Raw genomic sequence first — 24974 nt, forward strand, 5'->3', positions numbered from 1 at the left:
GATCAATAAGGCAGACCGACGTAGTTTTCGGCCAGCGCCGTGGAAGCGGCCTTGGAATGCACGAGGTAATCGAGTTCGGCTTCCTGGATGCGTTGGCCGAATTCACCGGTCTCCGGAAAACGGTGCAGCATCGTCGTCATCCACCAGGAGAAGCGCACGGCTTTCCAAACCCGCGCCAGCGCCTTGGCCGAATAGGCGTCGAGCCCGGCGTCTGATTTTTCGCGATAGAATTCACGAAGCCCGGCAAACAGATAGCGCACGTCGCTGGCCGCGAGGTTGAGGCCCTTGGCGCCGGTCGGCGGCACGATATGGGCGGCGTCACCGACCAGGAACAGCCGGCCGAAGCGCATCGGCTCGGCGACGAAGGAGCGCAGCGGCGCGATCGACTTCTCGAACGATGGGCCGGTGGTGACTGCGGCAGCCGTCGCCGGCGGCAGGCGGCGGCGCAACTCGTCCCAGAAGCGGTCGTCCGACCAGGCCTCGACGCGCTCGTCGGCGGGAACCTGCACATAGTAGCGGCTGCGCTGCGGCGAGCGCATCGAACAGAGCGCGAAGCCGCGCTCGTGATTGGCATAGACCAGCTCATGGTCGGCCGGCGGCACCTCGGCCAGCACGCCCAGCCAGCCGAACGGATAGTGGCGCTCGAACGTCTTCAAGGCGTTTTCCGGCACTGATCTGCGGCTGACGCCGTGATAGCCGTCGCAGCCGGCGATGAAGTCGCAATCGATGCGGTGCGTGACGCCGTCCTTCTCGTAGGTGACGAAGGGCGACGTGCCATCGAAACCATGCAGCGCGACATTCGACGTTTCGAAGAAGGTCACCAAGTCCGCCGCCTCGCGCTTCCGCATCAGATCGAGCGTCACCTCGGTCTGGCCATAGACAGTGACATGCTTGCCGCCGGTGAGCGCCGTCATGTCGATGCGATGCGCGCGGCCGTCAAACGCGAGCGATATGCCGGCATGTGGCAGGCCCTGTTCATAGAGCCTCTCCGCCGCGCCCGCTTCGCCGAGCAGGTCCACCGTGCCCTGCTCGAGCACGCCCGCGCGTACCCGGCCAAGCACATGCTCGCGGCTCGACCGCTCGAGGATGGTTGTCTCGACGCCAATGGTGGCAAGCAATTGGCCGAGCAGCAGCCCGGACGGCCCCGAGCCAATGATGGCGACTTGCGTGCGCATCAATGACCGAGGCTCTCGATCTGTCCGGCCAACTCGGCTGCAAGCCTGAGCGCGGCCGCCGTCGCCACGACCATTTGCGGCAGGATGAGCCATTCCAGCGTCCAGGCCGAACCCGAGCGCTCCTGCTCATGCACCAGCGCCTGGTGCATGCCGGAAAGCTGGACGGCATTGAAGCGGGCGAGGGCCACCAGGGCTTCCGCCTTCACGGGATTCTGCTTGTGCGGCATGGTAGATGAACCGCCGCCGCCGGACAGCTTGATGTCAGTGCCCGCCTGCGCCATCAGCGCAACGTCCTTCCCGAACTTGCCGAGGCTGCCGGTCACCAGCGACAGCCAGCCGGCGAACTCGGCGAGCGCGTCGCGCTGATTGTGCCATTGCGGCGCGTCAGCGAGGCCAAGCTTCGCGGCAAGCGCGGCGCGCACTGCGGCGGCCTTGTCGCCGAGCTTTTCCAGCGTGCCGGCGGCGCCGCCGAACTGCACCGCCAGCAGCCGGCCGGAGAGCTCCTTCAACCGTTCCTGGTGACGCTGGAGCGGCGCTCGCCAGGAAGCGATCCGGTCCGTCACGACGATCGGTATCGCCGGCTGCATGCGCGTCACCGCCATCATCGCCCTGCCCTTGAAATCCTGTTCGAGACCGGCGAGCCGCACGACATTCTCGCTGAGCAGCAGGCCGACATGCTCGACCGCCCCGCTCAGGCGCAGCACCAGCGATGTATCGATCACATCCTGGCTGGTGGCGCCGAAATGAACGAATGCATCGTGCGGCACGCCAACAGCAGCCTTGATCTGTCGCACCAGTTCCGGCACCACGACGCCGTCGGCGGCGACGCCGGCGCGCAGCTTCGCCGTATCCGGCCGGAACGCCGCCAGCGCCTTCGAGATCGCCGTCGCCGCATCGCGGGAAATCGCGCCGCACTCGGCCTCCGCCTCGGCCAGCGCCCGCTCGAAGCTGAGCATCGCGGCGATGTCGGCTTCGACGGAAAAATGTCTGGCCGCCTCTTCGTCGCCGAGCAGGCCGGAAAGCAGCGGGTGATCAAAGGGCGAAACGGTCATGGCGGCCACGGTCAGCTGTCGAAGAAGACCGTCTCCTTCTCGCCCTGCAAATGGATGTCGAAGACGTAAGCATCGCCCTGGCGCTCGGCGATCAGCGTCGGCACGCGAACCCGATGCTCGATGCGGAGAAGGATCGGGTCCTCGGCATTGGCCTTCTCCTCGTCGGAGAAATAGAGCCTGGTGTTGAGCCCGATATTGATGCCGCGTGCCACGACCCACAGCGTGATGTGCGGCGCCATCAGCCGCCCGTCGCGAAACGGCACCCGGCCCGGCTTGATCGTGCGGAATAGGCAGACGCCCGTTTCCATGTCGGTCGGCTGCCGGCCCCAGCCCAGGAAGTTTGGATCGGCGGCGCCGCGCATCTCGGCCGGCGAATTGTAGAGCCCATCGGCATCCGCCTGCCAGATCTCGATCAGCGCATCCTTGAGCGGCGTGCCGGTGCCGTCGAGCACGCGGATGCGAAGCTCGATGCGCTCGCCCTTGGTCTGGTCGTTGATCATCGACGAGCCGAGATCGCTCGCATAGACGCCGCCGATGCCGCAGAAATTGGGCGTCAGCCCGATATGCACATACGGTCCCGCGGTCTGCGAAGGGCTCTCCTTCAGCCGGTCGAGCGACTGTGCCATCAATTGCCCTCCGGCCTGTTCTCGAACAATGTCGAGCGGCGCCCGCGCAGCACGATGTCGAACTTGTAGGCGAGCGCATCCATCGGGATCGTCGACTGCATATCGAGCGCGGCGATCAGCGCCTCGACCGCTTCCTTGTTGGAAATGCCGCTGACGATCGGGCAACGCCAGATCAGCGGATCGCCCTCGAAATACATCTGCGTGATCAGCCGCTGCGCGAAGCCATGGCCGAACACGGAAAAATGGATATGCGCCGGCCGCCAGTCGTTCTGCCCATTCGGCCACGGATAGGGCCCGGGCCTGACCGTGCGAAAGACGTAGCTGCCGTCTTCGCCGGTGATCGTGCGGCCGCAGCCGCCGAAGTTCGGATCAAGGGGGGCGAGATAGGCGTCCTTCTTGTGACGGTAGCGGCCGCCGGCATTGGCCTGCCACAATTCGAGCAGCACGCCAGGCACGCCCTTGCCCCGCTCGTCGAGCACGCGTCCATGGACGATGATGCGCTCGCCGAGGGCGCTCTCGCCAGGCCTGGCGAAATTGTGGATCAGGTCGTTGTCGAGCTCGCCGAGCATCGCGTGCCCGAAGACCGGTCCGGTCAGTTCCGACAGCGTGTTGTCGAATGCCACCAATGCCCGTTGCGGCGAGCGCAGCACCGAGCTCTTGTAGTTCGGCGTGAAGGCGGCCGGATGCCACTGGCGGTCGCGCTGGAAGAAGGCGCCGGTCTCGGGTGAACGGTTCGAGCCTCGCTCAGCCATGGGCGGCTCCGTCCATCTGCGCGAACACCTCCTTGGCGATCTTGAAGGCGCGGTTGGCTGCCGGCACGCCGGCATAGACGGCGACGTGCAGGAAGGCCTCGCAGATGTCGTCCCGCGTGGCGCCTGTATTGGCGGTGGCGCGCACATGCATGGCCACCTCGTCGTCATGGCCGAGCGCGGCAAGCAGGGCCAGCGTCACGATCGAACGCTCGCGCTTCGACCAGCCCGGTCGCGCCCACACCGTTCCCCAAGCAGCCTCGGTGATCAATTGCTGGAACGGCCGGTCGAAATCGGTCGCGGCATCCTCGGCGCGGTCGACGTGGGGATCGCCAAGCACGGAGCGGCGGACCTCGAGACCCGTCCGGTAGCGGTTCTTCGTGACATCATCCATGGGCAGACGTTTCCTCAGGCAATGAGGTGACGAAATCGCGGATCAAGGTGACGAGCGCCTCGGGCTGCTCGATGCACGGGATGTGCGCGGCATCGCGGATCATTTCGAAGCGGGCGCCTGGAATCAGATCCGCCAGCGAGCGAACAAGATCGGGTGGCGTCGAGCCGTCCTGATCGCCGACGATGCAGAGCGTCGGCGCAGTGATACGCCGCGCCGCGTCGGTAAGATCGGCATCGCGCACCGCCGCGCATGTCCCGATATAACCAGGCAGCGCCTGCCTGGTCAGCATGTTGCGGCAGCCAGCCAGCTCGGCGGCGCGCGCTGCATGGAAATCCGGCGTGAACCACACTTTCAGCACGCCGTCGGCGATCGCCTCTATGCCGTCGCGCTGGACAGTCGCTATGCGCGTGTTCCAGCTCTCATCCGTGCCGATCTTGTGCGCGGTGTCGCTGAGGATCAGAGCCTCGACACATTTGGGGTGGCGGGTATAGAGCCGCTGCGCGATCAGGCCGCCGACCGACAGGCCGCACAGCACCACCTTGTCGAAACCGAAATGATCGATGAGACCCAGCAGGTCGTCGACATGGTCGTCGATCGAGCGCACGCCGCCGCCGATATCCGACAACCCATGCCCGCGCTTGTCGTAGACGAGCATCGGCATTTCGCCGGCAAGCCGCGCGACGACATCGTCCCAGATCCGGAAGTCGGTGCCGAGCGAATTGATGAAGATGATCGGACGCGAGGTGCCGGTCGCTTCGATATAACGGTGGTGCAGCGTCACGCCGCCTATGCTGACGAATGGCACGATTTCGATCCTCCAAAGCCACATTGCACCAGCGGTTTGGTTCGGTAAAATGATATTTTGCGGCGTTTCATTAACTCTGAGGTTATCGAACCATGGCCGAAAGCCGGATCCGCTTCCGCCATCTGCAGGCCTTTCTCGAAGTCGCTCGGCAAGGCAGCGTGGCGCGCGCGGCCGACTTCCTGCATGTCAGTGCGCCGGCCGTGACCAAGACCTTGCGTGAGCTGGAAGAAGCGCTCGGCGTCGCCGTGGTCGAGCGCGACGGGCGCGGCATCCGGGTCACGCGTCTCGGCGAGATCTTCCTCGGCCATGCCGGCTCGGCGATCTCGGCGCTGAAGCGCGGCGTCGATTCCGTGCGCCAGGACGGCGCTCTCCATCGCGACCCGATCCGCATCGGCGCGCTGCCGACGGTGTCGGCGCGCGTGATGCCGCTCGCCATGAACCTGTTCCTCGAGGAAAACACCGGCGCCGCGCTCAAGATCGTCACCGGCGAGAACGCCGTGCTGCTCGAACAGTTGCGCGTCGGCGCGCTCGACCTCGTCGTCGGCCGGCTCGCGGCGCCGGAGCACATGACCGGCTTCTTCTTCGAACATCTCTATTCCGAGCAGGTGCTGTTCGTGGTGCGGGCAGGGCATCCCCTGTCGGAACCCGGGGCAGACATCTTCGCGCGGCTCGACGACTTCCCCGTCCTGATGCCGACGCGGGAATCCGTCATACGCCCCTTCGTCGACCGGCTCTTCATCACCAACGGCATGACCGCGCCCGCCACGGAGATCGAAACCGTTTCTGATTCCTTCGGCCGTTCCTTCATGCGCCAGAGCAATGCTGTATGGATCATCTCGGCCGGCGTCGTTGCCAATGAGATCGCCAGCGGCGCTTTCGTCGCACTGCCGGTGGATACGGAGGAGACCAAAGGGCCGGTGGGTTTGACCATGCGCACCGACACCGCGCCCTCGCCCGCCTTCACCATCCTGTTGCAGACGATCCGCGAAGCCGCGCGGCACCACGCCTGACGATCGAGCTAGCAGTTCGAATTTCGCTAACCCAGCGGTTAATAAAACACCGTAAAATATCATTTTACCGAACCAAACCGCTAGTGCAATGTGATCTCCGGAGGATCGAAAGCCGTGCCGTCCGGCCGCAAGCGGAAGACCCGTTTGCCGTCGTGTCGAACGGCGACTGAGGGAGGAGCAGATGTCTCATAATATCGGCAGCAAGCCCGCCATATCGGGCATTTCACGACGCCAGTTCATTGCTACATCGATGGCCGGTGGCGCAGCACTTGCGTTCGGCCGCGGCAAGGCTTTCGCGCAGGCCGCCGACACGCTCAAGGTCGGCTTCGTCAGCCCGCGCACCGGCCCGCTCGCCGGCTTCGGCGAAACCGACGGCTATGTGCTGGACCTCGCCCGCAAGGCCCTGGCCAACGGCATCGAGCTCGGCGGCAAGAAATACAGCGTCGAGATCCTCGACCAGGACACCCAGTCGGATCCGTCGCGCGCCGGCCAGTTGGCAAAAGACCTGATCAACAACCAGGCCATCGACCTGATGCTGGCCGTTTCCACGCCCGAGGTGATCAACCCGGTCGCCGATGCCTGCGAGGCGGCCGGCGTGCCGTGCCTCTCCACCGTCATGCCGTGGGAGGCGTGGTATTTCGGCCGCGGCGCCAAGCCGGGCGCGCCCTCGCCTTTCAAATGGACCTATCATTTCGGCTTCGGCGTCGGCGAATTCTTCAAGACCTATATTTCGCAGTGGAACCTGATCGAGACCAACAAGAAGGTCGGCGTCATGTATCCGAACGACGCCGACGGCAACGCCATTCGCGCCAACCTCGCGCCGCTCCTGGCCAAGCAGGGTTTTACGATCGTCGATCCCGGCGCCTATGAGACCGGCACAACCGACTATTCCTCGCAGATTGCGCTGTTCAAGCAGGAAGGCGTCGAGATCTTCAACTCCTTCCCGATCCCGCCGGACTTCGCCGCCTTCTGGCGCCAGGCCGCGCAGCAGGGGCTGACCCGGCAGATCAAGATCGCCCAGGTCGCCAAGACCGGCCTGTTCCCCTCCGACATCGAGGCGCTCGGCGATCTCGGCATGAAGATCTCAAGCGCCGCCTATTGGCACAAGGCCTTCCCTTACAAGTCGCCGCTGACCGGCGTCTCCGGCACCGAGCTTGCCGACGGTTACGAGACGGCGAGCGGCAAGCAGTGGACACAGCAGCTCGGCGCCTCGATGTCGCTGCTCGACGCCGGCTTCGAAGCCCTGAAGGCGAGTTCCAACGCCAAGGACAAGGCGGCGGTCGCCAAGGCACTGAGCGTGCTGAAGACCGAGACCATGATCGGCAAGGTCGACTTCACCAGCGGCCCCGTCGCGAACGTGTCCCCCGGCCCGATCATCGGCACGCAATGGGTCGCCGCCAAGGAAGGCTCGAAATTCCCGCTCGACTATGTCGTGACCGAGAACGCCACCGACCCGAACGTGCCGGTCGGGGCCAAGCTCCAGCCTTACAACGGCTGATCTGTCGAGGGACTGCATCGTGAACGCCACGCCCAACGCTGCCGTCCTCAGCGCCGCCGGCATCCACAAGCGCTTCGGCGCGCTTGTGGTGCTCGACGACATCGACTTCGCCATGGGCGCCGAAGAAGCGGTCGGCATCGTCGGCCCGAACGGCGCCGGCAAGACGACGCTGCTCAGCGTGCTCTCGGGCGCCTATCCGCCGAGCGCCGGAACCATCGCCTTCAAGGGCGATGACGTGACCGCGCTGCCGGCCACGCAGCGCTGCCGGCTGGGCCTGGTGCGCACCCATCAGGTGCCGAAACCCTTCGGCGGCATGACCGTCTTCGAGAATGTCTTCGTCGCCGCCTCGCACGGCGCCGGACTCGGCCGCGACGAGGCTTATGAGGAAGCGCTCGGCTCGCTGAAGCTCTGCGGCATGCTCAGCATAGCCAACCGCCGCGCCGAAACGCTCGGCCTGCTCGACCGCAAGCGGCTGGAGCTCGCCCGCGCGCTCGCCGCGAAACCGACGCTGCTTCTGCTCGACGAGATCGGCGGCGGCCTGACCGACGGCGAGGCGGGCGAGCTCGTCGAGACCATCCGCGAATTGCGCCGCCGCAGGATCGGCATCGTCTGGATCGAGCACATCGTCCACGTGCTTTTGCAAGTGGCCGAACGGCTGATCTGCATGGACGCCGGCAAGATTATCGCCGACGGCGAGCCGCAGGCGGTGATGGCCGACCCGCAGGTGATCAGCGCCTATCTCGGCGGAGGCCCGAAATGAGCCTGCTGTCGGCCGAGGATCTCGTTGTCCGCCACGGCCTGCTGCAGGCGGTGCGCGGCGTCAGCTTCAGCCTCGAGCGCGGCGAGACGCTGGCGCTGGTCGGCGCCAACGGCGCGGGCAAGACGACGCTGCTGCGCGCAATCGCCGGCGCGCACCAGGCGGCCTCGGGCCGTGTAGTCTTCGACGGCGACGATCTCTCCGGTGTGCCTTCGCATGAACGCGTCCGCAAGGGCATCGCCCTGGTTCCCGAAGGCCGGCGGCTGTTCGTGCAGATGACGGTCGAGGAAAACCTTCTGCTTGGCCGCACTGCCGGCCGCCCCGGCGACTGGAGCGTCGAACGCGTGCTCGACACCTTCCCCAACTTGAAGCCGCGCCGCCATGCCAAGGCCGGGCATCTTTCCGGCGGCGAGCAGCAGGCGACCGCAATCGGCCGTGCGCTGATGAGCAATCCCGATCTGCTCCTGCTCGACGAGGTCTCGCTCGGCCTGTCGCCGCTGGTCGTCGACCGCGTCTATGCCTCCCTGCAGGGGTTGATCGGCTCCGGCACGACGATCATCCTGGTCGAGCAGGACCTCAACCGCGCGCTCTCCGTCTCCGACAAGGTGATCGGCATGCTGGAGGGCCGGATCGTCCTTGCCGGCGACAGCAAGAGCGTGTCGCGCGACGAGGTGACCAAGGCCTATTTCGGCCTGCACCGGAAGGGCGCCGGAGGCGTGCCGGCATGATGAACCAGATCGTCCAGGGCGTCCTGCTCGGCGGCTATTACGCGCTGATCGCCTGCGGCCTCTCCTTCATGTTCTCGGTGATGCGCATCATCAACCTGGCGCATGGCAGCCTTGCCGTGCTGTCGGCCTTCGCGCTGTGGCTGCTCGCCTCGCGCTTCCACATCTCGCCATTTCTGGGCCTGCTCGTCGTGCTGCCGCTGATGGCAGCGAGTGGCTGGGCCTTGCAGCGCTTCCTGCTCGAGCGCAGCGCGCGCGGCGGCGCGCTGCTGCCGATCCTCACAACCTTCGGCCTCGCCATCGTCATCGACAATTTGCTGTTCGAACAGTTCGGCGCCGACACGCGCTCGCTGGCGCCCTTCATCGGCAGCCTGTCCTACGATTCCTGGGAATGGCCGGGCAGCCTCTATGTCGGCAAGCTCGCGGTGATCATCTTCATCACCGCCGTCGTCCTGCTTGGTGGACTGCAACTGTTCCTCACCCGCACCGGGTTAGGCCGCTCGATCCGCGCGACCTCGGAAGACCCTGATACCGCCGGCATTGTCGGTGTCGACGCGCGCCGCTCCATGGCAATAGCCGCGGCAATCGCCATGGTCACGGTCGGTCTCGCCGGCGCCTTCCTCGGCATGCGCGCCACCTTCGATCCCTATGCCGGCGCAACGCAACTGCTGTTCGCCTTCGAAGCCGCCGTCATCGGTGGCGCCGGCTCGCTCTGGGGAACGCTGATCGGCGGCATCGTGCTGGCGCTCGCCCAGACGCTCGGCGCCAGGATCCATCCGCAAGGTTTCCTCATCGGCGGCCACGTCGCTTTCCTGATTGTGCTGTTCATCCGGCTGTACACCTCCGGCCTCGGCCTGCGCGGCCTGCTGCGCCTCTCCACGCGGAAAGCCTCATGAACACCGCCTCCCTGGTCATCGAGCGTGGCACGCCCGCTTCGCGCAGCGCCGGCATCGGCGTTTTAACCATCATTCTGCTACTTGCCATCGCGCCGCAGTTCCTGTCCGCCGGCGCGGTCGATCGCATGACCGCTTTGTTCATCTATGTGATCCTCGCCGCCATGTGGAATGCGCTGGCCGGTTTCGGCGGGCTGGTCTCGGTCGGCCAGCAGGTGTTCTTCGGCCTTGGCGCCTACTTCGCCATCCGCCTCGCCAATGCCGGGCTCAATCCGTTTGTCTCGCTCTTCGTTTCGGCGGTCATCGTCGGCGCCGTGTCCTGGCCGATCTCGTTGTTCATGCTGCGCTTGAGGAACGGCGAGTTCGCCATCGGCATGTGGGTGATCGCAGCGCTCACCCACCTGCTCGTCAATCTCGACCGGCTGATCCAGGGCGAGACCGGCACGTCGCTGATCTCGCTCAACGTCTACGATGTGTCGACACGCAGGCTGACCATCTACTGGCTGGCGCTGGCGTCGATGACCGCCCTGCTCGCGATCCTGTTCGGTCTGCTGCGCGGCAGCACCGGCGCCGCCATTCGCGCCATCCGTGACAATGAGGATGCGGCGGCCTCCGTCGGCGTGCGCGTCACCGGCACCAAGCGGCTGCTCTTCATGCTCGCCGCCTTCGGCATCGGCGTCGCCGGCGCGCTGTGGCTGGCCACCGCGACCACCTTCCAGCCGAAGACCTATTTCAACGTGCAGTGGACCGCTTACATGATCTTCATGGTGCTGGTCGGCGGCATCGGCACCTTCGAGGGCGCCATCCTCGGCGCGCTGCTCTTCTTCCTCATCGAGACCTGGTTCGGCGGCACCGGCGTCTGGTACCTGATTGGGCTCGGCGCCACGGCACTGGTCTTCTCGCTGCTCTTGCCGCGCGGCCTCTGGGGCACGCTCGAAGAGCGTTTTGGTTGGCGCCTGCTGTCGGTCGGCTACCGCGTCAGGCTTCCCGCCAGCGTGGCGGATCCGACCGGCGAGGCCATTTCACCAGCACCCACTGCGGCACACAGCGAGAAGGCATGAGCATGCTGTTCGGCAAGACGATCCTCATCACCGGCGTCGCCTCGGGCATCGGCGCCCGCACGGCGGAACTCGCGGGCCAACTCGGCGCCGACGTCATCGGCGTCGACCTGCGCGAGCCGGCCGGACATCAGGGCGTCTTCGTCAAGTCCGACATTTCGTCCAAAGCCGGCGTCGACGACCTCGTGGCGCGGTTGCCGCAGCGCATCGACGCGCTCTGCAACGTCGCCGGCCTTTCCGGCAATATGGGCGCGGCGCCGACGCTCGCCGTCAATTTCTACGGCCTGCGCGCGCTCTCGGAAGCGATGGCGCCAAGGCTTCGCGAAGGCGGCGCCATCGTCAATGTCGCCTCCATCGCCGGCTTCGGCTGGCGCGCCAATCTCAACCGAGCCGCCTCGATGGTTGGCGTCGAGGGCTTTCCCGATGCCGCCAGAGTGATCGCCGACCACGCGGTCAAGAACGAGGAAGGCTATCCGGTCTCGAAGGAGCTTTTGCTCCTGTGGACCTTCCGCGCGGCGCATCAGGACCTGTTCAAGAGCCGCGGCATTCGCGTCAACGCGGTCAGCCCCGGTCCGGTCGAGACGCCGATCCTGAAACAGTTCCGCTCGGTCCTCGGTGACGCCAAGGTCGACAGCGATATCGCGCGCGTCGGCCGCGCCGGCACATCGGGCGACATCGCGCCCGTCGTGCTGTTCCTGTGCTCCGACGGCGCGCGCTGGATCAACGGCGCCAACGTGCCGGTCGACGGCGGCCTCGAAGCGTCGATCAACGCGGAAGTGCTTGGCTTCTAATTTTGCAACGCTCCAGCGAAAGCGAGGGAGAAACCCATGGACATCGGACTTCTGATTGACGGCGACGAAAGGGCGGCGACCGGCAAAGCCTCTTACGAGCGCCTGGACCCCTTCACCGGCAAGCTCGCGACGCGCGCCGCCGCCGCAAGCATTGCCGACGCCAACGCCGCGGCAGATGCGGCGGCGGCAGCCTTCGACGCCTGGTCGAAGACCGGACCTGGCGAGCGCCGGATGCTGCTTCTGAAGGCGGCCGACGTCATGGCCTCGAAGGTCGGGGAATTCACCAAGCTGATGATGGAAGAGACCGGCGCCACCGGACCCTGGGCGGGCTTCAACGTCATGCTGGCGTCCAACATGCTGCGCGAGGCGGCGGCGATGACCACGCAGATTTCCGGCGAGGTTATTCCATCCGACAAGCCGGGCACGCTCGCCATGGCGATCCGCCAGCCGGCTGGTGTGTGCCTCGGCATCGCGCCGTGGAACGCGCCGGTCATCCTCGGCACGCGCGCACTCGCAATGCCGCTCGCCTGCGGCAACACGGTGGTGCTGAAGGCCTCCGAACTATGCCCCGGCACGCATCGCCTGATCGGTCAGGTGCTGGTCGAGGCCGGCCTGCCCAAGGGCGTCGTCAATGTCGTCACCAACGACCCGAAGGACGCGGCGGCAATCGTCGAGGCGCTGATCGCGCATCCGGCGGTGAAGCGCGTCAATTTCACCGGCTCGACCAAGGTCGGCCGCATCATCGCCGAGCTCTCGGGGCGGCACCTCAAGCCGGCGCTGCTCGAGCTCGGCGGCAAGGCGCCACTGGTCGTGCTGGACGACGCCGACATCGACGCTGCCGTGAATGCCGCGACCTTCGGCGCCTTCATGCATCAGGGCCAGATCTGCATGTCGACCGAACGCCTGATCGTCGACGAGAAGATCGCCGACGAGTTCGTCGCCAAGCTTGCCGCGCGTGCCTCCAAACTGCCGGCCGGCGACCCGCGCGGCCATGTCGTGCTCGGCTCGCTGATCAGCAGCGAGGCGGCCGACAAGATGGAAGATCTGATCGCCGACGCGACCGCCAAGGGCGCGAAATTGGCGGCTGGCGGCAAGCGCTCCGGCACGGTCGTCGAAGCAACGCTCCTCGATCACGTGACGCCCGCGATGCGCGTCTATGCGGAAGAGTCCTTCGGCCCGGTGAAGCCGGTCATTCGCGTGGAAGGCGAGGACGAGGCGGTACGCGTTGCCAACGACACCGAATACGGCCTGTCCTCCGCCGTGTTCAGCCGCGACATCCGCCGCGCCATGGCCGTCGCCGCGCGCATCCAGGCCGGCATCTGCCATATCAATGGCCCGACCGTCGGCGACGAGGCGCAGATGCCGTTCGGCGGCGTCAAGGGCTCGGGCTATGGCCGTTTCGGGGGCAAGGCCTCGATCGCCGAATTCACCGACCTGCGCTGGGTGACGATCGAGGATCCCGGACAGCACTACCCGTTCTGAGGGTTCACCCCAGCGTCAGCCCGGCCTTCCTCGCCTCCTCGCGCAAGAACGGCAGTCCGACCTCGATGACGTCGCGCGGATTCTCGGCCACCGGCCGCCACACGGCGAGCCCGCCGGCGATGTCGACATCGACATGGTTCATGCTTTCGAGCGTGATCGCGCCCTGATAGCCGATGTCGGCGATGGCCTTCATGCAGGCCGCCCAGTTCAGCATGCCACGCCCCGGCACGCCGCGGTTGGCTTCCGACACATGCACATAGCCGAGATAGGGCGCCGCCGCCTCGAAACCGGAAGCAAAGCTCTCTTCCTCGATATGCATGTGGTAGGTGTCGAGATGAATGAAGATGTTGGGCGCGCCGATGCGCTCGATGATCTTTGCCGCGTCGATGCCGCGGTTGATCAGGTGCGTCTCATAGCGGTTGCAGGGCTCGATGCCGAGCTTCAGGCCGCGCGACTTCGCCGCCTTCGCCGCGCGTTCGAGGAAACGGCACATACCGTCGATTTCCCTTTGCGTCGGCGCGCGGCCGGTGGTCTTGCCGATCGTGCCGTAGGTGACGCCGCCGAGCGCTTCCGCGCCGACCTCATTGCAGACCCGGAAAGCCGGTTCGAGGAAATCCAGCGCCTCGTCCGGCCGTTCGACCACATCGAGCGCGCGCGGCAGGCCGAGCGAGGGGACCAGTTCAACACGATAGTGATTGGCAAAGCTGCGCGTCCGCTTGGTGTCGATCTCCTCAGGCCGAAGCAAAGGGATCTCCATCAGCCCGATGCCGTATTCCTTGAGCCTGTCCATCTGCGGCTCGATGCGGGCGAGGTCCCAGACCGGTGCGATGGCGAAAGTGTGCAGTCCGAAGGTGTTCATGTCAGCCTCGTTGCTCATGCGCCGCCGCTGCGGCCGTATCGCCGCCGCCAACGATGCGGCTGACGACTTCGTTCATGTTGGTCCTGGCGGTGACGAGATCGGCGTCCGCCCTGCCGTGGCGCAGCACGACGATGCGGTCGGTGACCGACAGCACGTCGTTCAGCCGGTGCGAGATCAGGATGACGGCGATGCCTTCGGACTTCAGCCGCCGGATGAGATCGAGCACGCTCTGCACCTCGCGCACGGCCAGCGCCGCAGTCGGCTCATCCATGATGACGAGCTTCGGATCGAAGGTGAGCGCGCGCGCGATCGCCACCGTCTGCTGCTGGCCGCCGGAGAACGAACCGACCGACCGGTTTATCGACGGCAGATGCGCGCCCAACCGCTCGATCATTTTCGACGCTTGGCGATCCATCTCGCTTTTGTCGACGAAGCCGGGGAACAGGCCGAACAGCCTTTTCGTCGGTTCGCGACCGAGGAAGATGTTCGACGCCACGTCCTGTTGCTTGGCCAAAGAAAGATCCTGGTAGATCATTTCGATGCCAAGGCGCCGCCGCTGACCGGGGTCCAGCGCCAGGATATCCTTGCCGTCGAACTCGATCGAGCCGGTGTCGGCACGGTAGATGCCGGTGATGGTCTTCATCAGCGTCGACTTGCCGGCGCCATTGTCGCCGACCAGTCCGACCACCTCGCCGGCCGCGACCGAAAGATCGACGCCATGCAGCACGTCGACCGCGCCGAAGCTTTTGCGGATGCCGCGCAGCGAAAGCAGGGTCATACGCGCGACTCCTTCCGCACCTGGTACTGGTCGATGAAAACCGCGAGGATCAGCACCGCGCCGATCGCCATCTGCTGGTAATAGGATTGCACGGCAAGCAGCGTCAGCCCGTTCTGCAAGACGCCCATGATCAGCGCGCCGATCATGGTGCCGAGGATCGAGGCGCGGCCGCCGAACAGATTGGTGCCGCCGATGATTGCAGCCGTGATGGCGGTGAGCTCGTAATTGATGCCGGCGGTCGGATCGCCGGCATTGACGCGGGCTGTGAACAGCAGGCCGGCAAGCCCGGCGAGCGCGCCCGACAGCGTGTAGATGATGCGGCGGTGATGCTCGACGCGGATGCCCGCGGCTCGTGCTGCACCTTCGCTATCGCCCAGCGCCAGCGTGTGGCGGCCGAAACGCGTATAGGCGAGCACCGCATGCGCGACGATGGCCGTCAGCACCAGGATGATCACCGGCATCGGGACGCCGAACGGCCGCCCCTGCCCGATATAGACGATCTCGGGCGGCAGGCCGTAGATCGCCCTGCCCTTCGAGATGACCAGCGCCAGACCGCGCGCCAGGCCTAGCATGCCGAGTGTGACGATGAAGGCCGGCACGAAGGCGCGGGTGACCAGTTGGCCGTTGATGTAGCCGGCGATCCCGCCGGCCAGGATGCAGGCGGCGACGGCGAAGACCGACGGCCAGCCGAGATTGACCGCCAGGAAAGCGCCTGCGACGCCCGCAAGCCCCATGACCGATCCGAGCGACAGATCGAGCCCGCCCGAACCGATGACGAAGGTGGCGGCGATCGCCAGCACGCCGATCGTCGAGGTCGCGAGCAGGATGTTGAGGAAATTGCTGAGCGACAGGAAATAGGGCGACAGGAGCGCCATTGCCGTGCTCAGCGCCAGAAGCACCACCAGCGACTCCAGCCGGATGTGGAGCCTTTCGACGGATGCTCGCTGCACCCGAGCCCAGAAGCCGGGCTGTTCAGAAGCCATTTTTTCTACCCTTCGGGTAAGGCAGTAGGGGAGTAGGTTAGTAGGTTAGTAGGGGAGTAGGCAAAGATGGACGAAGCACAAACCGCGCTCCCCTACTCCCCTACTGCCCTACTGCCTTACTCCCCTACTCCCTTCCTTCCTCACTTCACATATTGCAGCATCGGCTCCTTGCCGGCGTCGAGCACGTCCTTGGTCAGCACCAAAGTCGGCACGGCAATGCTTTCCGGAACCTTCTCGCCGCCGAGCGCCTTCTTGACGTTCTCCACCGCCTGCTTGCCGACCAGATAGGGAAGCTGCGCGACAGAGGCATTGAGGCGGCCTTCCTTGATCGATTTCACCGCGTCGACATTGCCGTCGACGCCGATGATCGTCACCTGCGAACCCTTGCCCGCCGCATAGACAGACTCGACTGCACCAAGCGCCATGCCGTCATTGGCGCAGAAGATGGCGACGAGATCAGGATGCGCGGTCAGCGTGTCGGTGGCGATCGAAGCGGCCTTGCCGCGGTCCCAGTCGCCCGGCAGCGAAGCGACGATTTCGAGGCCGGGCGCCAGCTCCTTCAGCTTGTCGGCAAAACCCTTGGCACGCTTCTCGCCGGTGATGTTGCCGGACAGGCCTTCGATCACCAGCACCGGACCCTTGGCGTCCTTGCCGAGCTTGTTGGCGAGATACTCCGCGCCCTGCGCGCCGGCGGCGATGTTGTCGGAGCCGATATGGAAGGTGACCTTGACGCCTTCCTTGTCGAGCACCGCCTGGTCGAGATTGTTGTCGAGGTCGACGATCTTGATGCCGGCATCCTGCGCCGACTTCAGGCAAGGCAGGAGGTTGGTCGAGTTGATGGCGGCGGTGATCATCGCCACCGGCTTGCGCTCGAGCATGGTGTTGCAGAGGTTCAGCTGCGGTTCGGCTGCCTGATCGCTCTCGGCCGCCTGCTGGAAATATTTCACGCCGGCTTCCTTGGCGCCGTCCGCGACACCCTGCGCCATCGCGCCCCAGAACGGGTTGGCCAGTGTCTTCATCAGCACGCCATATTCGCCGTCCTCGGCCTTGGCAACGCCGACGGCGGAAAACGCAAGCGCGACGCCCACGGCAAGGGTAAATCGATTTATCCTCGGGAAATGCGATATCATTCTATCCTCCGTTGATCCTTGGCGCCGGATGCCACGGCCAGGGCCGGCGCATGCTTCCGCTCACGACAATGGGGGCTGTTGTCGGTCTCCTCCCCCGGAATGCGGACCGCTGCCTGGCGAGCCAACGGATTCCCGCATCAACACCTGGCAGGGCTCGAGCCGCGCCGTGGGTGGTCCCACATCACCCTCGACCCTGCGAAACAAAAGGTTCATCGCCTCGCTGGCAATCCGGTGCACCGGCTGCACCACGGCGGCGATCGCCGGCCATGTCACCTGCATCCACTCCGCATCGTCGAAGCCGACCAACGAGATGTCGTTCGGGCAATGCCAGCCGCGCCGGCGGAATTCGGACAGCGCGACGAGCGTGCCCTTCAAAAGCAGCGAATAAACGGCGGTCGGCCGCTCTCCCCTGGCAAAGTAATCGCGCAGCGAGGACCTCAGCGGCTCGACGCTGACTTCCGAGGTGATGACGTCGATGCGCACCGATGGGTTGAGCGCCAGGGCCTGGCTGCGAAAACCTTCCAGGCGCGCCCGCACCGTCGCCGCCTGCTCGGCAAGGCCGATGACCAGGATGTGGCTGTGCCCATTGCCGATCAGCATCCGCGCCACTTCGGCGCTGGCGGCGGCGCTGTCGGCCGAAACGGTGTCGAAAGCGTCGTCGGACAAGACGCGGTCGATCAGCACGCCGGTCATGCCGTGGGCTTTCATGAAGGCGGCCGCCGGACCATGCTCGTTGCGCACAGGCGCCAGCACGACGCCGGCAACGCGCCAGTCATGCATGCGGGCAAGGATTTCCTTCTCGCGCGCCTCCGATTCACGGCTCGATGCGGCGACCAACGTGTAGCCGCGCTGCTCGGCAAGGCCTTCGAGCTCGGTGACCATCTGGCCGAAGAACTCGCTTTCGAACTCGGGCATGATGGCGCCGATGATGCGGCGCTTGGCCCTGCGCATATCGGAGGCTAAAGGATCGACGCGATAGCCCAGATGCTCGACGGCATCGAAAACACGCTGCGCATTTTCGGGCTTGACCGTGGTGACGCCGGCCAGCACCTTGGAGACGGTGGCCGCGGACACGCCGGCATGGCTTGCCACGTCGTGGATCGACGGACGCCGCTGCCGGGTTTGGTGTTGTGCCATTGACCTCCTCCCGAGGGCAGGCAGCCGATTTTCTGCCTCGCTATTGTAATCGATAAATCGATTTTTCGTTCTTGTAAATCGTTTCATCGGGAGTAAGACTTGAATGCGTGGTTGACGCGATCCAATCGCGCCCGGAGGAAAAACATGCCCGACAAAGCCTTGCCGCTGGTCATCAGCGCGCCCGAACCGCGCACATTGGAACTCATCTTCACGCCGCCACAGCTGGCGCGCCTGCGCAAACACTATCGCATTGTCGAGACCACCCCGGAAGGCGTTGCCGCCCTGCCCGCCGAAACCCTGGCCGAGGCGCGTTTTATCATCGGCCAGCCGCCGATTTCAGCTGAGACGCTGGAGAAGCTGAAGGCGCTGCGCTGCATCTTCAACGTGGAGACCAATCTGCTCAACAACATGCCCTATGAGACGCTGTTTGCGCGCGGCATCCATGTCGTCACCACCGGCCTGGTCTTTGCTGAGCCGGTCGCGGAACTCGGCCTTGCCATGGCGCTGAACCTCGCCAGAAACATCGTCGACGCAGACCTCGCTTTCCGGCAGGGCAAGGAGTTGTGGGGCGGCGACGGCAACCAGACGGCGCGCCTGCTTTCCGGCGCCGATGTCGGCATCATCGGCTTCGGCGATCTCGGCCGCGCGCTCAACCGCCTGCTGACCGGCTTCCGCACCCGCACGAAAGTTTTTGATCCATGGCTGCCGCCGTCGATCCTGGTCGACAACGGCGTGGAGCCGGCCTCGCTGGACGAGGTGCTGTCGCAAAGCGATTTCGTCTTCGTCGTCGCTTCTGTCACCAGCGAGAATGAGGGTTTCCTGGGCGCCGACGCCTTTGCCAGGATGCGCAAGGGCGCGGCCTTCATTTTGCTCAGCCGCGCCGGCGTTGTCGATTTCCCGGCATTGATGCAAGCGGTTAAGAGCGGCCACATCGTCGCCGCGAGCGATGTCTTCCCGGAGGAGCCGCTGGCAAAGGACCATCCCGTCCGCACCCTGCCCGGCTTCCTGCGTTCGGCGCATCGCGCCGGCGCGCTCGACGTCGCCTTCAAGCGCATGGGCGACATGGTGCTGGAGGATATGGACCTTATCGACCGCGGCCTGCCGCCGCTGCGCTCCAAGCGCGCCGAGCGCGAGACGGTTTCGCGCATGCGCTCCAAGCCGGTCGACAGGAACTAAGTTCGAACAGGCCGTCTAGAGCGAACCCAGCCGAAGCGCGTCGCGCGCGATTTGCCAGGCCGTCTCCACATGCCGCCGCGCCGCCGCCTCCGCCGCTTCCGGCTTGCGTGAGCGGATCGCATCCATGATCGCATGCATTTCGGCGATCGCAGGCTCGCGGCGGTTCTGCGACAGGATCGTCATCGAACGCAGCTGGTTGATGCGGACATTGAGGCCGGTGACGATCTCCCAGGCGATGCGCTTGTCGGCGGCTTCGAACAGCACTTCGTAGAAGCTCGCCGTCGCCCGCATCACCTCGGCCGGCACGCCCGACGCCCACGCCTCGAGCAGCTTCGCCAGCGCCGCATCAAGCAAGGCGATCTGACCGTCGGTGGCCGACGTGGCGCAGGCCTTCGCCGCGATGCCCTCCAGCAGCGCGCGCAACTCGTAGATCTCGTCGGTCCGGCCAAGATCGGGCTTCGCTACGGCTGGCCCGTGCCCAGGTATCATCTGCACCAGGCCTTCGGCCTCCAGCTGCCGCAACACCTCGCGCACAACTGAACGGCTGACGCCGAGCTGATCGCATAACGGCCGCTCGACCAACCTTTCGCCGGGGTGGAAATGAAAATCCATGATCGCCTCGCGCATACGCTCCAGCGCCAGCGTCCTCAACGTCTTGGCGGAGCGGTCGATGCGAAGCGTGTCGGCAGCCATTTTCCTCAAATCCTCAGAGCAATTCCAGGAAAAGTGCGTAGCGGTTTTCCGTCCGGAATTGCGTCAAAACAAAGAGTTGGAGCGGTTCGCCGTTTCCCCGAAACGGCGAGGCGCTCGCCTCATCACAAAAACAGATTCCATGACCGGTTGACAAGGTACCCGGCACTCCATAGCATGGTATACCATAAGACAATACAGAAATTGGTGCTGCCGCGAGGCGCTCCATCCCGAGGAATTTCATGCAGCCGGCCATCCGCAAGATTGTGACCTATACCGAGAACACTCTGATCGAGGGCGGCAAGACGGCCCCGCGGCCGCTGCGTCTGATCGGCGTCGCCGCGGTGCTCACCAATCCGTGGGCAGGCCGCGGTTTCACCGAGGATCTCGCGCCCGAGATCCGCGCTTACGCGCCGGTGCTCGGCGAAACGCTGACCAATGAGATCATCGGCGTGGCGGGTTCGGGCGAGGCGATCGAAGGCTACGGCAAGGCCGCCATTTGCGGCACGTCGGGTGAGGTCGAGCATGCGTCGGCGCTGATCCACACGCTGCATTTCGGCAACCACTATCGCCGCGCCGTCGGCGCCAAGACCTATCTCGCCTTCACAAATCTGCGCGGCGGTCCGAACACGCCGATCATGATCCCCCTGATGGACAAGAACGACGAAGGCCGCCGCTCGCATTATCTGACCGTGCATTTCCAGATCGGCGACGCGCCCGCGCCGGACGAGCTGGTGGTGGCGCTCGGCGCGTCCATCGGCGGCCGCGCGCATCACCGGATCGGCGACCGCTACCAGGATCTGAAGGAGCTCGGAGATCTGCATGGCTGACGCCGCGACGATCCGCAGCAAGGCGCCCGACGGCACCGGCTTCATCCGCGCCGGTTCGGGCGCGCCGGTCCTGCTCATCCACGGCGTCGGCATGGATGCCGCGATCTGGCAGCCCCAGATCGCCGCGATGCAGGACCGCTTCGACGTGATCGCCATCGACATGCTCGGCCACGGTTCTTCGCCCCTGCCGCCGGAGAACGCCCGCCTGTCGGACTTCGCCGATCAGGCGATCCGTCTGTTGGATCATCTCGGCCTTGCCCGCGTCGCTGTCATCGGCCACTCGATGGGCGCGCTTATCGCACAGGAAATCGCGCTTCGCGCCCCGTCGCGCATCAGCGCCCTCATCTGCCTCAACGCCGTTTTCCGGCGCCCGCCCGAGCTCGCGCAGGCGGTGCGCGAACGGGCGGCAGCGCTTGGCGGACCCGGCGACCCATCGGCCATCGCCGCCACGATCGCCCGCTGGTTCGGCGATCCGATCCCGCCGGCTCTTTCGGACGCGGCCGCGACGGCCCGCGCGGCGCTTGAAGGCGTCGATCGGCAAGGCTATGCCCGCACCTACCGCCTCTTTGCCAGCGCCGATACCGCGCACGCCGATCGTCTGCCCGATCTCACAGTACCCGCGCTGTTCATGACCGGCTCGGAAGATCGCAACTCGACAGCCGCCATGTCGGCCGCGATGGCACGACTGGCGCCAGCTGGGCGATGTGTGGTGCTGAACGACGAAAAGCACATGATGACAATCGCTTCTCCGCAAAAAGTGAATCAGCACATCATAGGTTTCCTTGACCAGGTCGCGGCCGTTGGCGGACCGGCGGTGGAAGACGGCACCGCATTCGACGCCATGGAGTTCCGACGCGCGCTTGGCTCCTTCCTGACCGGCGTAACCATCGTCACCACGATCGACGAGACTGGCGATCCACGCGGCTTCACCGCCAATTCCTTCACCTCCGTTTCGCTCGAGCCACCGCTGGTGCTGGTCTGCCTTGCCAAGAAGGCGCTGGGACATCGGGCCTTCTCGACTTCGAGAGGCTTTGCCATCAACGTCCTGTCGGAAGCCCAGAAATCCGCGTCCGGCATCTTCGCCTCGAAGGCCGCGGACAAATTCGCCTCCGTAGCGTGGCAGCCCGGACAGACCGGCAATCCGCTGATCGAGGGGTCGGTCGCGGTGTTCGATTGCGGCATGGAGCAATTGGTTGATGCCGGCGACCATTCGATCCTCATTGGCCGCGTCCATAACTTCAGCCACAATGGCGCCCAGCCTCTCGGCTACTGCCGCGGCGCCTATGTCACGCCGGGCCTCAGCCAGGAAGCGCTTGCGGCGGCCGCTCCGCCCGGAACCGAGGTCGGCGCCATCCTGGAGAACGAAGGCCGCGTGCTCTTCTTCGAGACCGCCGAAGGATCCTACCAATTGCCGGCCGGTCGCGGCCTCGGCGCCGCCAACGACGCTCGCAGCCTCAGGGGAAAACTTGCCGCCAAGGCGATCGACGCAGAGCTCGGCTTCCTCTACGCGGTGTGGGACGACGCGACGGATGCCTCGCGTACCCATGTCTATTATCGCGGAACGGTGGACGCTCCCGTCTCCGGTGACGGCCAGATCCGCTTTGTCGAGATCGAACGCATCTCCGAATTGAAGATCGCCGACCCGGCTGTCAGCTCTATGCTCGCCCGCTACGCGCGCGAGCGCGCCGAGGACACTTTCGGCGTCTATGTCGGCAACGAGGTCGAGGGCGAAGTCCGGCCGCTTGCCAAGCCGGCGCCGTCGGCGCCAATCCATTCCGGCCCAATCCATTCCGCCCAACGGTGAGATCGATGAAGTTTTCGCTTTTCGTCCATATGGAGCGCTCGGATCTCGCCAAGCCGCACTCCGAATTGCTGGCGGAGCTTGAAGAACTGGTTTTGCTGGCGGAGCAGGCCGGCTTCGAGACGGCCTGGATCGGCGAGCATCACGGGATGGAATTCACCATCTCGCCGAACCCGTTCATCAACATCGCCTATCTCGCCGCAAAGACGAATACTATCCGTCTCGGCACTGGCACGATCATCGCCCCCTTCTGGCACCCGATCAAACTCGCCGGCGAAGCGGCGATGGCCGATGTTATCACCGGCGGCCGGCTGGATCTGGGCATCGCCCGCGGCGCCTACAGCTACGAGTATCAGCGCGTCTTCCCGGGGCTGGATGCCTGGGGCGCCGGCCAGCGCATGCGCGAGATCATACCGGCGATCCGTGGCCTCTGGGACGGCGATTACGAGCATTCCGGCGAGTTCTGGCAGTTCCCGCCGACGACCTCCTCGCCCAAGCCTTTGCAAAAACCCTACCCGCCGATCTGGGTGGCCGCGCGCGATCCGAACTCGCACGACTTCGCAGTGGCCAACCAATGCCAAGTCCAGGTGACGCCGCTGGCCTCCGGCGACGGCGAGGTCGCAAGCCTGATGGAACGCTTCAATGCCGCCTGCCAGGCGCATCCGGACATAGCGCGGCCACAGATCATGCTCCTGATGCACACTTTCGTCGCCGAGGACGCCGCCGACGCCGACCGCCTGACCCAGGACCTCTCGCAGTTCTATTGCCAGTTCGGCGCCTGGTTCCAGAACAAGAAACCCGTCCGCCAGGGCGTTCTCGAGCCGCTGACCGAGGATGAGATCGCGGCGATGCCCCAATATGCGCCCGACAAGATCCGGCAGAACCTGGTCATCGGCGAGGCCGACGAGGTGATCGCGAGGCTGAAGAGCTACGAGGCGCAAGGCTATGACCAGTACTCGATCTGGATCGACAGCGGCCTCTCGCATGAGCGCAAGAAGAAGTCGCTGCGGCTGTTCATCGACAAGGTGATGCCGGCCTTCCAAGAGATGGGGTCGCGATGAGCAGCACCGTCTTCAGGAACTACATAGACGGCCAGTTCGCCGAGGCGTCCTCCACTTTCGACAGCATCGATCCGTCGACGGGCCTGCCCTGGGCGACGATGCCCGCCGCTTCCGTTGCCGATGTCGACTGCGCCGTGGAGGCGGCGCACCGGGCGTTGCGCTCCGGCCCATGGTCGACGCTGACCGCAACGGCGCGTGGAAAACTGCTGGTGAATCTCGGCGATCTCGTCGCCGCCAATGCCGGCCGTCTCGCCGAGCTTGAAACGCGCGACACCGGCAAGATCATCCGCGAGACGCGCGCACAGATCGCCTATGTCGGCGATTACTACCGCTATTATGGCGGACTGGCCGACAAGCACGAAGGCGCCTTCATCCCGATCGACAAGGCTGACATGGAAGTGACGGTGCGGCCCGAGCCGATCGGCGTCGTTGCCGCCGTCGTACCCTGGAACTCGCAGCTCTTCCTGTCGGCGGTCAAGCTCGGCCCGGCGCTTGCCGCCGGCTGCACCGTCGTGCTCAAGGCCTCCGAGGATGGGCCGGCGCCGCTGCTCGCTTTCGCCGAGTTGGTTAGCGAAGCCGGCTTTCCAGCCGGCGCGGTCAACATCCTCACCGGCTTCGGCCATGATTGCGGGCACCGCCTAACCAGCCATCCGCTCGTCGCCCGTGTCGCCTTCACCGGCGGCCCTTCGACCGCCCGGCGGATCGTCGCCAACACCGCCGAGAATCTCGCTTACACCACGCTCGAGCTCGGTGGCAAAAGCCCGGTCGTCGTCTTCGCCGACGCCGATCTCGACAGCGCCGCCAATGCCGTCGTCGCCGGCATCTTCGCGGCCACCGGCCAGAGCTGCGTCGCGGGCTCGCGGCTGCTGGTCGAGCGCTCGGTCAAGGACGAATTCCTCGCGCGGCTGAAGCACAAGGCGGAAGCCATCGTCATCGGCGACCCGCAGGATCCCGCGACCGAGATGGGCCCACTGGCGACCTCGCGCCAGCGCGAAAGGATCGAGGCAATCGTGGCGGAGAGCGTGGCAGCAGGCGGCCGACTGGTCACCGGCGGCGCGCGGCCGAAGGGCAAGGCTGACGGATACTACTACGCGCCGACGATCATCGAGGCGCAGGACCAGGCTCTCGCCTGCGTGCGCGAAGAGCTGTTCGGTCCGGTGCTGAGCGTGCTTGCCTTCGACAGCGAGGCTGAAGCGCTGGCTTTAGCCAACGACACGCAATTCGGGCTCGCTTCCGGCGTCTTCACCTCGAATCTCGCCAAGGCGCATCGCATGGCGCGCGGCATCCATGCCGGCGTCGTCTGGGTCAACACTTACCGCGCCGTCTCGCCGCTGGTTCCGTTCGGCGGCTATGGCCTTTCCGGTCTCGGCCGCGAAGGGGGCCTCGACGCCATCCGCGATTACACGCGCTCGAAATCGGTGTGGATCCGCACCTCGGACGACCCGATTCCCGATCCCTTCGTCATGCGCTGAGACGGCATGGCGAGGGTGCCGACAAGAACAAGAAACGGAACA

The 24974-nt window shown here is 65.5% G+C and carries 25 protein-coding genes; 13 read left to right on the forward strand and 12 right to left on the reverse strand.

What is annotated here, in order from left to right; translation table 11 throughout:
• Positions 1-2 precede the first annotated feature (2 nt).
• Genes pobA through pcaD form a run of 6 tightly spaced genes read right to left on the reverse strand, consistent with a single transcriptional unit; the run spans position 3 to position 4801 of the window.
• Positions 3-1175: a 4-hydroxybenzoate 3-monooxygenase gene (gene pobA, locus LB552_RS20825; RefSeq protein ID WP_224609881.1), complete on the reverse strand. Its 1173-nt coding sequence runs from the start codon at positions 1173-1175 to the stop codon at positions 3-5.
• Positions 1175-2227, reverse strand: a complete 1053-nt coding sequence (locus LB552_RS20830) for a 3-carboxy-cis,cis-muconate cycloisomerase (RefSeq protein ID WP_224609883.1) — start codon at positions 2225-2227, stop codon at positions 1175-1177. The genes pobA and LB552_RS20830 overlap by 1 nt, the downstream gene beginning before the upstream one ends.
• A gap of 11 nt (positions 2228-2238) precedes the next feature.
• A complete protein-coding gene (gene pcaG / locus LB552_RS20835) occupies positions 2239-2853 on the reverse strand; it encodes a protocatechuate 3,4-dioxygenase subunit alpha (protein ID WP_224609886.1) in 615 nt (204 codons plus the stop codon).
• Positions 2853-3605 (reverse strand): protocatechuate 3,4-dioxygenase subunit beta, encoded by a 753-nt coding sequence (gene pcaH, locus LB552_RS20840; protein WP_224609888.1) that lies wholly within the window; start codon positions 3603-3605, stop codon positions 2853-2855. Before pcaH ends, pcaG begins: the two co-directional genes overlap by 1 nt.
• Entirely contained in the window at positions 3598-3996 is a 399-nt protein-coding gene (gene pcaC, locus LB552_RS20845) for a 4-carboxymuconolactone decarboxylase (protein WP_140838939.1), read from the reverse strand. The genes pcaH and pcaC overlap by 8 nt, the downstream gene beginning before the upstream one ends.
• Positions 3989-4801: a 3-oxoadipate enol-lactonase gene (gene pcaD / locus LB552_RS20850; RefSeq protein WP_224609890.1), complete on the reverse strand. Its 813-nt coding sequence runs from the start codon at positions 4799-4801 to the stop codon at positions 3989-3991. Before pcaD ends, pcaC begins: the two co-directional genes overlap by 8 nt.
• 92 nt (positions 4802-4893) lie before the next feature.
• On the opposite strand from pcaD, the gene pcaQ reads away from it, so the two are divergent.
• The 8 genes from pcaQ to LB552_RS20890 all read left to right on the forward strand — a co-directional run bounded on the left by pcaQ (position 4894) and on the right by LB552_RS20890 (position 13015).
• Positions 4894-5811 (forward strand): pca operon transcription factor PcaQ, encoded by a 918-nt coding sequence (pcaQ, locus tag LB552_RS20855; protein ID WP_095769789.1) that lies wholly within the window; start codon positions 4894-4896, stop codon positions 5809-5811.
• A 181-nt stretch (positions 5812-5992) separates the two neighbouring features.
• Positions 5993-7309, forward strand: a complete 1317-nt coding sequence (locus LB552_RS20860; RefSeq protein ID WP_224609892.1) for an ABC transporter substrate-binding protein — start codon at positions 5993-5995, stop codon at positions 7307-7309.
• Between the two features lie 85 nt (positions 7310-7394).
• Positions 7395-8069, forward strand: a complete 675-nt coding sequence (locus LB552_RS20865; protein ID WP_224600990.1) for an ABC transporter ATP-binding protein — start codon at positions 7395-7397, stop codon at positions 8067-8069.
• Positions 8066-8794 (forward strand): ABC transporter ATP-binding protein, encoded by a 729-nt coding sequence (locus tag LB552_RS20870; RefSeq protein ID WP_224609894.1) that lies wholly within the window; start codon positions 8066-8068, stop codon positions 8792-8794. The genes LB552_RS20865 and LB552_RS20870 overlap by 4 nt, the downstream gene beginning before the upstream one ends.
• Entirely contained in the window at positions 8791-9687 is an 897-nt protein-coding gene (locus LB552_RS20875; RefSeq protein WP_224609896.1) for a branched-chain amino acid ABC transporter permease, read from the forward strand. Before LB552_RS20870 ends, LB552_RS20875 begins: the two co-directional genes overlap by 4 nt.
• Positions 9684-10745 (forward strand): branched-chain amino acid ABC transporter permease, encoded by a 1062-nt coding sequence (locus tag LB552_RS20880; protein ID WP_224609898.1) that lies wholly within the window; start codon positions 9684-9686, stop codon positions 10743-10745. The genes LB552_RS20875 and LB552_RS20880 overlap by 4 nt, the downstream gene beginning before the upstream one ends.
• 2 nt (positions 10746-10747) lie before the next feature.
• Positions 10748-11533 (forward strand): coniferyl-alcohol dehydrogenase, encoded by a 786-nt coding sequence (locus LB552_RS20885; RefSeq protein ID WP_224610033.1) that lies wholly within the window; start codon positions 10748-10750, stop codon positions 11531-11533.
• Between the two features lie 36 nt (positions 11534-11569).
• Positions 11570-13015 (forward strand): aldehyde dehydrogenase, encoded by a 1446-nt coding sequence (locus LB552_RS20890; RefSeq protein WP_224609900.1) that lies wholly within the window; start codon positions 11570-11572, stop codon positions 13013-13015.
• A 4-nt stretch (positions 13016-13019) separates the two neighbouring features.
• Here the strand turns inward: LB552_RS20890 and LB552_RS20895 are convergent, their stop codons facing one another.
• From LB552_RS20895 to LB552_RS20915, 5 genes are all read right to left on the reverse strand, one after another.
• Positions 13020-13874, reverse strand: coding sequence for a sugar phosphate isomerase/epimerase family protein (locus LB552_RS20895; RefSeq protein ID WP_140838949.1), 855 nt, complete (start codon positions 13872-13874; stop codon positions 13020-13022).
• Between the two features lies 1 nt (position 13875).
• Complete coding sequence (locus LB552_RS20900) at positions 13876-14652, reverse strand: ATP-binding cassette domain-containing protein (RefSeq protein WP_224609902.1); 777 nt, start codon at positions 14650-14652, stop codon at positions 13876-13878.
• A complete protein-coding gene (locus tag LB552_RS20905; RefSeq protein WP_224609904.1) occupies positions 14649-15635 on the reverse strand; it encodes an ABC transporter permease in 987 nt (328 codons plus the stop codon). Before LB552_RS20905 ends, LB552_RS20900 begins: the two co-directional genes overlap by 4 nt.
• Before the next feature lie 140 nt (positions 15636-15775).
• Positions 15776-16765, reverse strand: coding sequence for a substrate-binding domain-containing protein (locus tag LB552_RS20910; RefSeq protein WP_224522932.1), 990 nt, complete (start codon positions 16763-16765; stop codon positions 15776-15778).
• 60 nt (positions 16766-16825) lie between these two features.
• Positions 16826-17902 carry a LacI family DNA-binding transcriptional regulator gene (locus LB552_RS20915; protein ID WP_224609906.1) on the reverse strand — a complete coding sequence of 359 codons (1077 nt, stop codon included), beginning with the start codon at positions 17900-17902 and terminating at the stop codon, positions 16826-16828.
• A gap of 144 nt (positions 17903-18046) precedes the next feature.
• Here LB552_RS20915 and LB552_RS20920 point away from each other — a divergent pair, with 144 nt between their 5' ends.
• On the forward strand, positions 18047-19078 hold the full coding sequence (locus tag LB552_RS20920) for a hydroxyacid dehydrogenase (protein WP_224609908.1): 1032 nt from the start codon (positions 18047-18049) through the stop codon (positions 19076-19078).
• A 15-nt stretch (positions 19079-19093) separates the two neighbouring features.
• On the opposite strand, the gene LB552_RS20925 is transcribed toward LB552_RS20920, so the two are convergent.
• Positions 19094-19771 (reverse strand): GntR family transcriptional regulator, encoded by a 678-nt coding sequence (locus tag LB552_RS20925; protein ID WP_224609910.1) that lies wholly within the window; start codon positions 19769-19771, stop codon positions 19094-19096.
• Between the two features lie 239 nt (positions 19772-20010).
• On the opposite strand from LB552_RS20925, the gene LB552_RS20930 reads away from it, so the two are divergent.
• Genes LB552_RS20930 through LB552_RS20945 form a run of 4 tightly spaced genes read left to right on the forward strand, consistent with a single transcriptional unit; the run spans position 20011 to position 24932 of the window.
• On the forward strand, positions 20011-20598 hold the full coding sequence (locus tag LB552_RS20930; protein ID WP_224609911.1) for an amino acid synthesis family protein: 588 nt from the start codon (positions 20011-20013) through the stop codon (positions 20596-20598).
• The gene (locus LB552_RS20935) at positions 20591-22402 is read left to right on the forward strand and encodes an alpha/beta fold hydrolase (protein WP_224609913.1); all 1812 of its coding nucleotides are present in this window, start codon (positions 20591-20593) and stop codon (positions 22400-22402) included. The genes LB552_RS20930 and LB552_RS20935 overlap by 8 nt, the downstream gene beginning before the upstream one ends.
• 5 nt (positions 22403-22407) lie before the next feature.
• Positions 22408-23460 (forward strand): LLM class flavin-dependent oxidoreductase, encoded by a 1053-nt coding sequence (locus LB552_RS20940; RefSeq protein WP_224609915.1) that lies wholly within the window; start codon positions 22408-22410, stop codon positions 23458-23460.
• Complete coding sequence (locus tag LB552_RS20945) at positions 23457-24932, forward strand: aldehyde dehydrogenase (protein WP_224609917.1); 1476 nt, start codon at positions 23457-23459, stop codon at positions 24930-24932. Before LB552_RS20940 ends, LB552_RS20945 begins: the two co-directional genes overlap by 4 nt.
• Positions 24933-24974: the final 42 nt, after the last annotated feature.

Origin of the sequence: Mesorhizobium sp. CA7 (assembly GCF_020165015.1) — a bacterium.
Taxonomy (GTDB): Bacteria; Pseudomonadota; Alphaproteobacteria; order Rhizobiales; family Rhizobiaceae; genus Mesorhizobium.

Coding starts and splice junctions, on each gene's coding strand:
- pobA (WP_224609881.1), bottom strand. CDS start 1,175: ATGCGCACGCAAGTCGCCATCATTGGCTCGGGGCCGTCCGGGCTGCTG.
- LB552_RS20830 (WP_224609883.1), bottom strand. CDS start 2,227: ATGACCGTTTCGCCCTTTGATCACCCGCTGCTTTCCGGCCTGCTCGGC.
- pcaG (WP_224609886.1), bottom strand. CDS start 2,853: ATGGCACAGTCGCTCGACCGGCTGAAGGAGAGCCCTTCGCAGACCGCG.
- pcaH (WP_224609888.1), bottom strand. CDS start 3,605: ATGGCTGAGCGAGGCTCGAACCGTTCACCCGAGACCGGCGCCTTCTTC.
- pcaC (WP_140838939.1), bottom strand. CDS start 3,996: ATGGATGATGTCACGAAGAACCGCTACCGGACGGGTCTCGAGGTCCGC.
- pcaQ (WP_095769789.1), top strand. CDS start 4,894: ATGGCCGAAAGCCGGATCCGCTTCCGCCATCTGCAGGCCTTTCTCGAA.
- LB552_RS20860 (WP_224609892.1), top strand. CDS start 5,993: ATGTCTCATAATATCGGCAGCAAGCCCGCCATATCGGGCATTTCACGA.
- LB552_RS20870 (WP_224609894.1), top strand. CDS start 8,066: ATGAGCCTGCTGTCGGCCGAGGATCTCGTTGTCCGCCACGGCCTGCTG.
- LB552_RS20875 (WP_224609896.1), top strand. CDS start 8,791: ATGATGAACCAGATCGTCCAGGGCGTCCTGCTCGGCGGCTATTACGCG.
- LB552_RS20880 (WP_224609898.1), top strand. CDS start 9,684: ATGAACACCGCCTCCCTGGTCATCGAGCGTGGCACGCCCGCTTCGCGC.
- LB552_RS20885 (WP_224610033.1), top strand. CDS start 10,748: ATGCTGTTCGGCAAGACGATCCTCATCACCGGCGTCGCCTCGGGCATC.
- LB552_RS20890 (WP_224609900.1), top strand. CDS start 11,570: ATGGACATCGGACTTCTGATTGACGGCGACGAAAGGGCGGCGACCGGC.
- LB552_RS20895 (WP_140838949.1), bottom strand. CDS start 13,874: ATGAACACCTTCGGACTGCACACTTTCGCCATCGCACCGGTCTGGGAC.
- LB552_RS20900 (WP_224609902.1), bottom strand. CDS start 14,652: ATGACCCTGCTTTCGCTGCGCGGCATCCGCAAAAGCTTCGGCGCGGTC.
- LB552_RS20905 (WP_224609904.1), bottom strand. CDS start 15,635: ATGGCTTCTGAACAGCCCGGCTTCTGGGCTCGGGTGCAGCGAGCATCC.
- LB552_RS20910 (WP_224522932.1), bottom strand. CDS start 16,765: ATGATATCGCATTTCCCGAGGATAAATCGATTTACCCTTGCCGTGGGC.
- LB552_RS20915 (WP_224609906.1), bottom strand. CDS start 17,902: ATGGCACAACACCAAACCCGGCAGCGGCGTCCGTCGATCCACGACGTG.
- LB552_RS20920 (WP_224609908.1), top strand. CDS start 18,047: ATGCCCGACAAAGCCTTGCCGCTGGTCATCAGCGCGCCCGAACCGCGC.
- LB552_RS20925 (WP_224609910.1), bottom strand. CDS start 19,771: ATGGCTGCCGACACGCTTCGCATCGACCGCTCCGCCAAGACGTTGAGG.
- LB552_RS20930 (WP_224609911.1), top strand. CDS start 20,011: ATGCAGCCGGCCATCCGCAAGATTGTGACCTATACCGAGAACACTCTG.
- LB552_RS20935 (WP_224609913.1), top strand. CDS start 20,591: ATGGCTGACGCCGCGACGATCCGCAGCAAGGCGCCCGACGGCACCGGC.
- LB552_RS20940 (WP_224609915.1), top strand. CDS start 22,408: ATGAAGTTTTCGCTTTTCGTCCATATGGAGCGCTCGGATCTCGCCAAG.
- LB552_RS20945 (WP_224609917.1), top strand. CDS start 23,457: ATGAGCAGCACCGTCTTCAGGAACTACATAGACGGCCAGTTCGCCGAG.